General features: G+C 71.8%; 9 protein-coding genes and 1 tRNA gene. 5 read left to right on the top strand and 5 right to left on the bottom strand.

Annotated elements, in window-relative coordinates; all coding sequences use genetic code 11:
* Positions 1-167 precede the first annotated feature (167 nt).
* The 5 genes from OG252_RS23525 to OG252_RS23545 are packed head-to-tail and all read left to right on the top strand — an operon-like array spanning position 168 to position 4764.
* The gene (locus tag OG252_RS23525) at positions 168-1355 is read left to right on the top strand and encodes a LacI family DNA-binding transcriptional regulator (RefSeq protein WP_443068501.1); all 1188 of its coding nucleotides are present in this window, start codon (positions 168-170) and stop codon (positions 1353-1355) included.
* Between the two features lie 16 nt (positions 1356-1371).
* Positions 1372-2619: an ABC transporter substrate-binding protein gene (locus OG252_RS23530; protein WP_329338447.1), complete on the top strand. Its 1248-nt coding sequence runs from the start codon at positions 1372-1374 to the stop codon at positions 2617-2619.
* Complete coding sequence (locus tag OG252_RS23535) at positions 2616-3551, top strand: carbohydrate ABC transporter permease (RefSeq protein WP_329338448.1); 936 nt, start codon at positions 2616-2618, stop codon at positions 3549-3551. Before OG252_RS23530 ends, OG252_RS23535 begins: the two co-directional genes overlap by 4 nt.
* On the top strand, positions 3548-4375 hold the full coding sequence (locus OG252_RS23540) for a carbohydrate ABC transporter permease (RefSeq protein ID WP_329338450.1): 828 nt from the start codon (positions 3548-3550) through the stop codon (positions 4373-4375). The genes OG252_RS23535 and OG252_RS23540 overlap by 4 nt, the downstream gene beginning before the upstream one ends.
* Positions 4376-4413: 38 nt before the next feature.
* A complete protein-coding gene (locus tag OG252_RS23545; RefSeq protein ID WP_266435858.1) occupies positions 4414-4764 on the top strand; it encodes a hypothetical protein in 351 nt (116 codons plus the stop codon).
* Positions 4765-4867: 103 nt separating this feature from the next.
* On the opposite strand, the gene OG252_RS23550 is transcribed toward OG252_RS23545, so the two are convergent.
* From OG252_RS23550 to tmk, 5 genes are all read right to left on the bottom strand, one after another.
* Positions 4868-5278 carry a hypothetical protein gene (locus tag OG252_RS23550; RefSeq protein WP_329338452.1) on the bottom strand — a complete coding sequence of 137 codons (411 nt, stop codon included), beginning with the start codon at positions 5276-5278 and terminating at the stop codon, positions 4868-4870.
* A 419-nt stretch (positions 5279-5697) separates the two neighbouring features.
* A tRNA-Thr gene (locus OG252_RS23555) sits at positions 5698-5771 on the bottom strand.
* Positions 5772-5879: 108 nt separating this feature from the next.
* Positions 5880-7511 (bottom strand): alpha/beta hydrolase, encoded by a 1632-nt coding sequence (locus tag OG252_RS23560; protein WP_329338454.1) that lies wholly within the window; start codon positions 7509-7511, stop codon positions 5880-5882.
* Between the two features lie 127 nt (positions 7512-7638).
* Positions 7639-8844, bottom strand: coding sequence for a DNA polymerase III subunit delta' (locus OG252_RS23565; RefSeq protein ID WP_329338456.1), 1206 nt, complete (start codon positions 8842-8844; stop codon positions 7639-7641).
* Positions 8845-9046: 202 nt separating this feature from the next.
* Positions 9047-12340 carry a dTMP kinase gene (tmk, locus tag OG252_RS23570; protein ID WP_329338458.1) on the bottom strand — a complete coding sequence of 1098 codons (3294 nt, stop codon included), beginning with the start codon at positions 12338-12340 and terminating at the stop codon, positions 9047-9049.
* Positions 12341-12417: the final 77 nt, after the last annotated feature.

Consider the following 12417-nt stretch of genomic DNA (forward strand, 5'->3'; position numbering starts at 1 on the left):
CGGGGGTTCCGGCGGGGGGCGGCACGCGCGCGGGGGCGGAGGTTCCGCAGGGAGGCGGCACGCCCGCGGGGGCGGAGGTTTCGCAGGGAGGCGTCACCCGCGCGGGGGCAGGGGTCTCGGACGTGGGCGTCACCCGCGCGGGGGCGGAGGTTTCGGAGGTGGGCGTCATCCGCGCGGGGGCAGGGGTCTCGGAGGTGGGCGTCATCCGCGCGGGGGCAGGGGTCTCGGACGTGGGCGTCATCCGCGCGGGGGCAGGGGCGGGGGGCGTGAAGGAGGGCGCCACGCGCGTGGGGACGAGGGCGGGGACGGGGGCGGGGGCCGCGGAGGAAGGCGGAGCACGCACGGGGGCAAGGACCCCGGCGAAAGACAGCGCACGCGCGAGGTCAGGGACGACCCCGGCAGAAGGCGGCACACGCGGCACACGCACCCTCGGTCTCGTCTATCCCCCGGCAGGACGCCATCACGACTACACCGAGGGGCAGCTCACCTTCATCGGCGGAGTGGCCGAGGCCGCCACCGCATACGACTACGACCTTCTCCTCTGCCCCGCCGACCGGGCGAGCGACCCGTCCTTCCGACGGATGATCGACGGGCGGCGGGTGGACGGCGTGATCGTCATGGAGATCCTGCTGGAGGACGACCGGGTCGAGCACCTCGCCAGGGCCGGTTTCCCCTTCGTCACCATCGGGAGAAACAGCCGGGCGGAGGAGACCGGCTGGGTCGATCTGGACTTCGCGGGGCTGGCGCGCGGCTGCGTGTACCACCTGGCCGACCTGGGCCACCGCCGGATCGCCTTCGTCAACCGGTCCGAAGATCTCTTCCAGAGCGGCTACGGCTTCGCGCACCTCGGACTCGAGGGCTACACCAAGGCCATGGCGGAGCAGGTCCTGACCCCCCGTGCGTATCTCTGCGACGACGACGTCGCCGCCGGGGAGGCGGTCCTGGAGCAGATCCTGCTGGACGATCCGGCGACCACCTCGCTGGTCACCATGAACGAGGCGGCCCTGGTGGGCCTGTACCGCGGGCTGACCCGACACGGTCGCGCCGTGCCGCGCGACTTCTCGGTCGTCGGCGTGGCGGCCGGGCGCTGGGCGGAGCAGGTGGATCCGCAGCTCACCGCGGCGGAGATCCCCGCCAAGGAGATGAGCCGGGTGGCCGTCGACCTGATGATGCGACGCCTGACCTCACCGGACTCACCTCCCCGGCACGTCCTGCTGAAACCCCTGATCTCCCTGCGGGCCAGCACCGGTCCCTGCCGACCGGTGCCCGGTTCGGAGCCCGATCGGGAGTTCCCGGATCTCGACGCTTTTCCTGACCTGGACGCTTTCCCTGATCTGCCGGATTCCGACTTCTGACACCTGGGAGCAGAGCATGTCGTACGCCGTCGACCGCCGCGGTTTCCTGCGCGCCGCCGGAGCGGGAGCCGCCGCCCTCGGCCTCGGGTCCGTCCTGACGTCCTGTGGCTCGGGCGGGCAGAGCGGCGGCGGGACGGTCACCCTCGCCTGGTGGGACTACTTCACCCTGGACAACTTCCAGCCCGCCTTCGCACGGCTGGTCAAGGACATCGAGTCCAACGTCCCGGACGTGAGGATCGAGCGCCGGACGTTCCCCTTCGCGGACCTCGACCGGCAGATCACCCTGGGCGCGGTCTCCGGTGACCTCCCGGACATCGCCATCGTCGACAACGTCGCCATGAACTCACTCGGCGGCAGCGGACTGCTGGCCGATCTCACCGGCCGGGTCGAGGAGTGGGGCCAGTCGGGCACGTACTACGAAGGCCCCTGGGCCGGCTGCCAGGTCGACGGGAAGACCCTGGGGATCCCCAACAACAGCAACTGCCTCGCCCTGTACTGCAACACCAGGATGCTCGACTCCGCCGGAGTGAAGCCGCCGACCACGTGGGACGAGCTGGCCGACGCGGCGCAGAAGCTGACCCGTGGGGACCGGTACGGCCTGGCGATGAGCGCGATCAGGACGGAGGAGGGCGTCTTCCAGTTCCTGCCGTTCCTGTGGCAGGCCGGCGGCGACCTGGACACCTTCGCCACGGACGGCGCGACCGCGCTGTCCTTCCTCGACGACCTCGTCGCCAAGGGCTCGCTGTCCGAGCAGTGCGTGGGCTGGACGCAGCAGGACGTCAACACCCGCTTCGTCAACCAGCGCGCCGCGATGCAGATCAACGGCCCCTGGCAGCTCCCCTCCCTCAAGCAGGCCGACCTGGAGTGGGAGGTCGTCGCCCTGCCCCGCGACCGGACGTCCGCCACCTGCCTGGGCGGTGAGAACTGGGTCGTGATGGAGAGCAGCAAGCACCAGGACAAGGCCTGGGAGGTCCTGGAGTACACCCAGCGTCCGTCGGTCCTGGTGCCGTACCTGGTGGCGCTCGGCAACCTTCCCGCCCGCAAGGACCTGGCGGACACGGGCACCTGGGCGTCCGACCCGGCCCTCAGGCTCTTCCTCAGCCAGCTGCCCGTCGCCCGTCCGCGTCAGTACGGGCCGCACTACGCCGACGCCTCGCAGGCCGTCGCCGTGGCCGAACAGGCCGTACTCACCGACTCCGCCGCGCCCACGGCTGCGGCGAAGTCCGCGGCCGTCAAGATCGACAAGGCGCTGGGGAGCCGGTGAGGAGGCGTCACCGGAGGCCGGTCCGCAGGCGTCACCCCGCTTCGCCTTCCGCGCGCCGCCGCCGAGCCGGGTACCTGTTCTCCCTCCCCGGCCTCGCCTTCCTCGGCCTCTTCCTGGCCTACCCCCTGCTCTACAACGTGTGGATGTCCGTGCACGACGTCGACCTCGGCACGCTGCTCGGCGGTGCCTCGCGCTTCAACGGCCTCGACAACTACCGGGCCACCGTGACCGACCCGGACTTCTGGCACGCCGTGCGCCTCTCGATCGTCTTCACCCTGGCGTCGCTGCTGTTCCAGTTCGTCATCGGCTTCGCCCTGGCCCTGCTGTTCGCCCGGCCGTTCCCGCTGAACGGGCTGCTGCGGTCGCTGCTCCTGGTGGCCTGGCTGCTGCCCCCGGTGGTCAGCGGCACCCTGTTCCGCTGGATGCTCGACGGTGAATCGGGCGCCTACAACGCCCTGTTGCGCGCGACGGGGCTGGGCGCCCTGTCCCACGACTGGCTCACCGACCCGAGCACCTCGCTGGCCGGGGTCGTCTTCGCCAATGTCTGGGTCGGCGTGCCCTTCAACATGCTGCTGCTCCTGGTCGGGCTGCACACCATCGACCCGGAACTCCACGAGGCCGCCGCCATCGACGGCGCGAGCGTCTGGCAGCGCTTCCGCTGGATCACCCTCCCGCTGATGCGGCCCGTGTCGGTGACCGTACTGCTGCTCGGGCTCGTCTACACCTTCAAGGTCTTCGACATCATCTTCGTGATGACGGGCGGCGGTCCCGTCGACGCCACCAGCGTCCTGTCGCTCTACGTCTACGAGATCTTCTTCAGGTTCTTCCGCTTCGGCGAGGGCGCCGCGGCCGGCCTGCTCCTGCTGCTCGTCCCCCTGCTCGCGGGCGGGCTCTATGTGCACAGGCTGCGCAGGGAAGGAGAAGCGGCGTGACCCGGGGCCGCCGCCCCTGGCTGCGCACCGCCGTCGCCACGCTGATCACCGCGGCCTTCCTCCTGCCGGTCTACTGGATGGTCAACACCAGCCTGACCGAGCCGGACCGGATCCAGGCCGACACCCCGCGGTGGCTCCCGGTACCGGTCACCACGGAGAACTACTCGACGGCGCTGGCCGCCGACGCCCTGCCCCAGGCCCTGCTCAACAGCGTGGTGATCTCCTGCGGAGTGGTCGCGCTCACCCTGCTCCTCGGCGTCCCCCTCGCCTACGCGCTCGCCCGGATCCCGATGCGCGGCTCCGGCACCATGGTGCTCGCCCTGCTCATCGCCCAACTGCCGCCCAGCATCGTGCTCGCGGCCCCGCTGTTCATCCTCGAACGCCGGGCCGGCCTCGACGACACCCACCTCGGTCTGATCGCCGCCGACACCACCCTCACCCTGCCCTTCGCGGTGATCGTGCTGCGCCCGGTCCTGCGGAGTGTGCCGAGGGAACTGGAGGAGGCGGCGATGGTCGACGGGTGCGGCCCGGTGGGCGTCCTGCTGCGCGTCGTCCTGCCGGTCATGGTGCCCGGCCTGTTCGCGGTGGCCGGCCTGGCGTTCCTCATCGGCTGGGGCGAGTTCGTCTTCGGTCTCACCCTCGCCTCGGAGCCCGCCGTGCAGCCCGTCACCGTCCTGCTCAACTCCTTCGTGGGCCTGCACGGCACCGCGTGGGGAGCCCTGATGGCCACCGCCACCCTCATCAGCATCCCGGTCGTGTGCGTCTTCGCGATCTTCCAGCGCTTCATCGTCGGCGGCCTCACTGCCGGGAGCGTCAAGAACTGACTCCGCGGCCGCCGGAGACGGGCGTCTAGGCTGCGCGCATGGATCAGCGAGAGATCATGCAGCGCGTCGTCGGCATTCTCACCGAGTCACTCGAGATGCGGCGACAGGTCCGCGAAAACCCCGGCAAGCAGATCGCGCTCACCGGCGCCATCTCCGCACTGCTCGCCGAGACCCTCCCCCACATCCACCTGCCCGCCGACGCGGGCGGCCAGGCAGCCGCGGCCATCGTCACCGAAGAGCTGGGCCCCACCATCGTGAGCATCGCCAACTGCTTCTCATTCGCCTTCGTACAGCTCGCCGAGGTCCACGACGAGGGCCGCACCGACATCTCCACCACGGACGTCCTGCGATCCATCTCCCTGCGCTTCGCAGGCGAAACGGAACAGTAGGAAAGCCGTCCAGGGGGCCACCAGTGCCAGGGCGCACATGCCGACGCCACCGACACTGCCCTTCGAGTTTTAAGCGGCTCACTACTGCTGCGCAAGATCGAGGCTAGTCGACCTCCCCGAGTTCGACCGAGTACCGCTCACGGACATCGTCCACGAACTCCTGCTGTCCGAACGACGGCACCCTTCTGTTCCACCAGTAGAAGTCACCGCGCCTGACTACAGGGCCGTCGTGAAGGACGTCCCGGAATCCGCCGTCGATGCGCTGGACCTCCGCGGCGAACCAGGCGTACTCGTCGCACGCCTGAATGTCCGGGTCGTCGAGGACGCTCTGGAGAAGGCCACGCACCGACAGGTCGTTCAGGTACTCGGAGAGATCGGACTCGTACCCGCTCGCGCACTGGTCGACCATGAGTTCCCAGGCACTGAGGAGGCTTCCGGGAAGAACCGGGTCACGCCATCCCCGGTCCAGGGCGATCTGCTGGATCCGTTCCACGAACCGGCGGGTGGTGCTCACTTGAACTGGCTCCAGAAGTAGTCGACCGGATCACCCTTGGGGCGGTAGACGGTGGAGATCGTGCCAGACGAGTTCATGTATCCGACGTATCCGGTCTTCGGGTCGACCCGGAACATTCGCTCAAGTGCCGAGCAGAGGGCCGCAATGATCATCCATGGAATTCGCCCATGATTGGTGAGTACCTGCGCGAACAGCGGCGCACCGCGCAGCTGTTCGCGCAGGCAGCTCGCCGACCTCAGCCCAGAGCTTCCGCCTCATGACGTACGAGCGCTCTTCATGTGCATGCCCCAACTGGGACGCACGAATGGGGCCAAAACTGAGTCCGCTGACAGCCGCGCGGCCCGCGCTCGCCGTCGCCGCCACATCCGTCAAAAGCAAAAGCCCCAGGTCACGGCGAGTGAGTCCTGAGGCTTTTACAGAGCCGCCTTCGGGATTCGAACCCGAGACCTACGCATTACGAGTGCGTTGCTCTGGCCATCTGAGCTAAGGCGGCACGCCGTCCGCACCATGGTGCGATCAGCAACGAGGGAAAGTCTACACAGTTTCCGAGGGTGCTCCGTACGGGCCCCGGGGGTAGGGTCCCCGGGGCCGGTCGCACGGGTTATGAGCAGCGCTTTCCGTCCACCGGAGGGGTGCCGCGGAGCAGGTACGCGTTGATCGTGGAGTCGATACACGTGCTGCCGCGGCCGTAGGCGGTGTGGCCGTCGCCCTCGTAGGTGAGGAGGCGGGCGGAGGAGAGCTGGGCGGACAGGGCCCGGGCCCAGCGGTAGGGGGTGGCCGGGTCGCGGGTGGTGCCGACCACGACGATCGGGGCCGCGCCCTTCGCCTCGATGCGGTGCGGCTCGCCCGTTGCGCCCACCGGCCAGTACGCGCAGTTCAGGGAGGCCCAGGCGAGGCCCTCGCCGAAGACCGGGGACGCCTTCTCGAAGGCGGGGAGGTCGTTTCGCACCTCGTCCGGGGTGTCGAAGGCGGCCGGGAGGTCGAGGCAGTTCACGGCGGCGTTGGCGAACATCAGGTTCTCGTAGCGGCCGTCGGCGTCCCGCTCGTAGTAGCCGTCGGAGAGGACCAGCAGGCCCGCGCCGTCGTTCTCCTTCATCGCCGAGGTCAGCGCCTCGCGCAGCTGCGCCCAGGCTCCTTCGTCGTACATCGCCGCGATCACGCCGGTGGTGGCGAGGGATTCGCCGAGCGTACGGCCGTCCGCGTCGCCGGTGGGGATCGGGCGGGCGTCGAGCTTCTCGAAGAAGGCCTTGAGGTTGCGGCCGACCTGGGCCGGCGTCGTGCTCTTGCCGCCCAGCGGGCAGTCCGGCTGCTGCACGCAGTCCTTCGCGAACGACTGGAACGCCGTCTCGAAGCCCGCCGTCTGGTCGAGGTTCATCCGGCGCGCGGGCAGCGAGGGGTCCATCGCGCCGTCCAGGACGAGGCGGCCGGCCCGCTCCGGGAAGAGGCCCGCGTACGTCGCCCCGAGGAACGTCCCGTACGACGCCCCCACGTAGTTCAGCTTCGGGTCGCCCAGCGCCGCCCGCACGATGTCCATGTCCCGGGCCGCCTCGACCGTGGACACATGGCGCAGCAGCCGAGGCGAGTCGGCGCCGCAGCCCTCCGCGAACTCCTTGTACGCGTCGACGAGTTCGGTGGTCTCCCGCTCGTCGTCAGGCGTCATGTCCGTCTGCGTGTACGCGTCCATGTCCCGCCCGTCGAGGCATTCGACGGGCTCGCTGCGGGCGACGCCACGTGGGTCGACCGCCACCATGTCGTACCGGGCGCGGACCTCGGCCGGGTAGCCGATCCCGGCGTACGCCTGGAGGTAGCCGATCGCCGAGCCGCCCGGCCCTCCCGGGTTCACCAGCAGCGACCCGAGACGCTTGCCCGGACCCGTGGCCTTCTTGCGCGCCACGGCGAGCCGGACGTCGCCGTCGGCCGGCTTCGCGTAGTCGAGCGGTGCCTTCAGCGTGGCGCACTCGAAGCCGGGGACGCCGCAGCTGCGCCAGTTCGCCTTCTGTCCGTAGTACGACGCGAGGGCGGCCGGCGTGGCCTCCGGCAACGCGACAAGCGCCGCATGAGCCGCCGCGCTGCCGGAGCTCGTCGTACTCCCGGAGGAGCAGGCGGAGACGAGCAGTGCGGCGGCGGCGAGGAGAACACTGCTGGTGCGGGCTCTGCGTGTTCGGGAACGCCGGACGGGCGGATCGGTCTGGCCTGCCGTGGTGAGGGGGCGGAAGCTGCGCCTGGTGTACATCGACCGAGCGTAACTCTGTGCAGCCATCCGAATGCCCTCCGTGCACGCCATGGCTCGTACGAGTGACATGGTCAACCTCTCCCCGCCCCGTCCCCCTCCGCGCCCCTCCCCTCAGCTCACCTCAGCCTCAGCCTGCTCTCAGCGCCATCGTCATCGCTTCCACCGCGAGCAGCGGAGCCACATTGCGGTCGAGGGCCTCGCGGCACGCGGCGATCGCCTCGATGCGGCGGAGCGTGGACTCCGGGGAGCCGGCGCGGGCGAGCCGCTCCAGGGCCTCCTCCGCGTCGGCGTTGGAGATCGCCACGCGAGAGCCGAGCTGGAGGGCCAGGACGTCGCGGTAGAAGCCGGTGAGGTCGGTCAGGGCGAGGTCGAGGCTGTCGCGCTGCGTACGCGTGCGGCGTCGCTTCTGCTTGTCCTCCAGGTCCTTCATCACGCCCGCGGTGCCACGCGGCATCCGGCCGCCCTGGGAGGCACCCATCGCTGTCTTGAGTTCGTCGGTCTCCTTGCCGTCCATGTCCTCGGCGAGCTGCTTTGCGTCGTCCGCTGCCGCGTCGACGAGTTCCTGGGCGGCCTTGAGACAGGAGCCGACGTCTTCGACCCGCAGCGGCAGCTTCAGTACGGCTGCCCGGCGCGCGCGGGCGGCGGGGTCGGTGGCGAGGCGGCGGGCCCGCTCGACGTGCCCCTGCGTGGCGCGCGCGGCGGCCATCGCGGCGGCCGGTTCGACGCCCTCCCGGCGTACGAGCATGTCGGCGACGGCGTCGACCGCCGGCGTCGAGAGGTTCAGGTGGCGACAGCGGGAGCGGATGGTCGGCAGCACGTCCTCGATGGAGGGGGCGCACAGCATCCAGACCGTGCGGGGGGCGGGTTCCTCCACGGCCTTGAGGACGGCGTTGGCCGACTTCTCGTTAAGCCGCTCTGCGTCCTCGACGAGGATGACCTGCCAGCGGCCGTTCGCCGGCGAGGTGAACGACTTGCGGACGGTGTCCCGCATGTCGTCGACGAGGATCTGCGACCCGACGGCGGCGACGGTGGACACGTCGGCATGGGTGCCGACCAGCGCCGTATGGCACCCGTCGCAGAACCCGCAGCCGGGGATCCCACCGAGTGCGCGGTCCGGGCTCACGCACTGCAGGGCGGCGGCGAAGGCCCGCGCCGCCTGGTTCCGCCCCGCTCCGGGCGGTCCCGTGAACAGCCAGGCATGGGTCATCTTCGACGCCTCGGGCGGCGGCGTGTCGGCGGCGGCCGCGGTGACCAGGGCGTCGGCGTCACGGGCAGCGGCACCGAGCTGCTCGCACACCCTCTCCTGGCCGACCAGGTCGTCCCAGACGGTCATCCCTCACCCCGCCCTTTCGTCACGTTTCGCGTTGCGGCTTCCATTGTGCGGGGTGGCACTGACAACGGCCGGGACGGACCGTGCCGCCCCGGCCGCGAGCAGACGTACGACCGGAGACAACCGGAGACAACCGGGCCACGCGGCCTGCGGGCAGTTGTGCCGCTGGGTCGGCCCCGACCCAGCGAACTCAACCGCGCCGAACTCAACCGCGCCGACCGCGCCCGCGCCGCCCCTGCTCCTCGTCGAACTCCTCGTCCCCGCGCGGCCCCAGCAGTTCGTCCGCCAACGTCGGCAGATCGTCCAGCGGTGTCTCCTCGGCCCAGTCCGACCGCGCGCGTCGCCGCGGCACCCCGGACTCGTCGACCTGCGGCATCTCGCGCGTCCGGTCCTCGGTCCCGTCCGGCTGCGCCCCGGCGCCGGTGGTCCCGGCCTGATCGTCCCGGAAGTACCCCGGCGGAACCCGGTCCCCAGGAGTCTCGTCCCGCACGGGAGGCAGTACGGCCGTCTCGTCCGCCGCACCGGGCGGCGCCACCGGCGGCAGCACCGCCGTCTCGTCCGCCGCCCCCGCAGGAGCCGGCGGCTGCGGCAGCTCGGCCGTCACCTCGGCGTCCGGCCCTCCGGCGGCCTCCCCGGACGAGCGCCCGTCCGTCTGCTCGTCCCGCACGGGACGCAGCACCGTCGTCTCGTCCGTGTCCCTCGGCGGCACCGGGGGAAGCACCGCGGTCTCGTCGTCCGCGGCCCCCGGCGCCACCGACGGCAGTACGGCCGTCTCGTCCACCGGTCCGCCCGACGCGTTCGTCGGCGTCACCACGGGCGTCGGCACGGTCGCCGCGTCCGCCGCGGGGCCCGCAGTCGGCCGATTTCCCGGCGTCTTGGGCCCCGCCTGGGCCGCGGTCGCCGCCTGCTCGGCCAGCCGCCGGGCCTCCTCGGCGCGCATCAGCGCCTCCTCGGCCTTCCGCTGCTTCTCCAGGCGCCGCGCCTCGGCCTCGGCACGCAGGCGTGCCTCCTCCTCGGCCTGCCTGCGGCGCCGGTCCTCCGCCGCCTTGCGGCGGGCCTCTTCCTCGGCCCGTGCCTTCTCCTCGGCGAGGAGCCGCGCCCGCTCCTCCTCGGCGCGGCGGCGCGCTTCCTCGGCCCGCACCCGGGCCTCCTCCGCCTGCCGTTCTGCCTCGCGCCGCTGCGCCTCCTCCAGCTCGCGCCGCTTGCGCTCCTCCTCCTCGGCGCGCAGCCGCTCGAGCTGCTCCTGGCGCTCGCGCTCCAGGCGCTCCTCCTCGGCCTTGCGGGCGGCCTCTTCCTCCGCCTTGCGCCGGGCCTCTTCCTCGGCCTTCCGGCGGGCTTCCTCCTGGGCCTGGATCTCGGCCTCGGACAGCGGCAGCATCTGGTCGAGCCGATGCCGTACGACGGTGGTGACGGCCTCGGGCTCCTGGCCCGCGTCCACGACCAGGTAGCGCCCGGGGTCGGCGGCGGCCAGCGTCAGGAAACCGGACCGCACGCGCGCGTGGAACTCGGCCGGCTCCGACTCGAGCCGGTCGGGTGCCTCGGTGAACCGCTCGCGCGCGATCTCCGGCGAGACGTCCAGCAGCACCGTCAGGTTGGGTACGAGCCCGTCCGTCGCCCAGCGGTTGATCCGGGCGATCTCCGTCGGGGACAGGTCACGGCCCGCGCCCTGGTAGGCCACCGAGGAATCGATGTAGCGGTCGGAGACGACCACCGCGCCGCGCTCCAGGGCGGGCCGGACGACGGTGTCGACGTGCTCGGCGCGGTCCGCCGCGTACAGCAGCGCCTCCGCCCGGTGCGACAGCCCGGCGCTGGACACGTCCAGCAGGATCGACCGCAGCCGCTTGCCCACCGGGGTGGCGCCCGGTTCCCGCGTCACCACGACCTCGTGCCCCTTCGCCCTGATCCACTCGGCGAGGGCCTCGGCCTGGGTGGACTTCCCGGCCCCGTCGCCGCCCTCCAGGGCGATGAAGAAACCGGTGCCGGCGGGTGCCGTCACGGGGTCGTCGCCGCCGAGCAGCGCGTCCCGCAGGTCGTGCCGCAGGGGCACGCCGGAGCGGTCGTCGACCTTGGCCAGCACCAGTGCGGCCACCGGCAGCAGCAGCGCGCCGATCAGCATCAGGGTGAAGGCCGCGCCGCCGTGCGCGAAGACGAACTTGCCGTTCTCCAGGCGGTGCGGGCCGATCCCCGCCGCCACCAGGGGCGCCACCAGCGCACCCAGGGCCACGGAGACCCGTACGACCGCGTGCAGATGCTCGGTGGTCCGCGCCCGGCGGTACTCCTCGGCCTCCAGGTCGAGCAGCGTGTGCCCGGTGTTGGCGGCCACGCCCGCGCCGACGCCGGCCAGCGCGAGGATCAGCACCACGCTGGTGACGTCCGGGACGAGCCCGGCGGCCAGCAGCGCGACGCCGGTGAAGGCGAGTGCCAGTGCCAGCAGGCGGCGCCGCGACAGCGTCGGCAGCAGCGAAGGCGCCGTACGGATGCCGACGACCACGCCGCCGGTCAGGGCGCTCACCAGCAGCCCGTACATCACCGGGCCGCCGCCCAGGTCCTTGGCATGCAGCACGGACACGGCGACCGCGGCCGCCACCGCCCCGGCGATCGCCGCGCAGGCGAGCACCAGCAGCGGGATCGCGCCGGTACGGCCCTTGTCGACGCCGGTGCCCGTCTTGGGCCGGCGCAGCCCTTCCAGCGGCGACCGCGCGCGCGGGGTGCGGGTGCCGGGCAGCTCCAGGAAGGTCAGCACGGACAGGGACGCGGCGAACAGTCCGGCCGCGACATACGAGGCCAGGGCCGCCTGGTGCTGGGCGAACCAGGCGATTCCCGAGCCGAGCAGGTTGTTGAGCAGACCCGCGACGACGAGCACGGCGGCCGCGAGCGGGATCGCCACGAAGGTCGTACGCAGCGTCAGGCGGCGCAGGGCGTCCATGTGGTCCGGCAGCGGTCGCACCGTCGCCCCCTCCGGGGGCGGGGCGGGCAGCAGTGCGGGCGCCGCGCTCTCGCGGCACACCGTCCAGAAGCGCTCGGCGACACCGGTCACGAAGGCGGTGACCAAGAGGACGGCCAGCGCGTCCTCGGGTGTCCAGTCGATCCACAGGGGCGCCACGATGAGCATCGCGGCCCGCAGCCCGTCCGCGCCGACCATCGTCCAGCGGCGGTCCAGCGGGCCGTCCTGGGAAGTGAGCGCGGTCAGCGGGCCGAGGAGAACGGCTCCGAAGAGCAGCGTCGCGAGGATGCGCACCCCGAAAACCGTCGCCACTGCGAACGCCACGCCCCGGTAGCCGCCGCCGAACGAGCCCTCGGCGATCGCCGCTTGGAGGGCGAGGACGACCAGTACCAGAAGCGCGAGGGTGTCACCGACTCCGCCCACGAGTTGTGCGCTCCACAGCCGTTTCAGCTGCGGTCGGCGCAGCAGGGCGCGGACGGCGCGCTCGCGGGAGTCCGCGACCAGGGCGTCGTCGGGGGCCGGGTGAGGGGCCGTTGGCTGCTCCGCTGGGGTCATGCTTTCAGCCTATCGGGACCCACCGACAGGCCGGGGCGCGCGTCCGAACGTGCGCACGCCCCGACACCAAAGTGATG

The sequence above is a fragment of the Streptomyces sp. NBC_01352 genome, assembly GCF_036237295.1.
Classification (GTDB): domain Bacteria; phylum Actinomycetota; class Actinomycetes; order Streptomycetales; family Streptomycetaceae; genus Streptomyces; species Streptomyces plumbiresistens.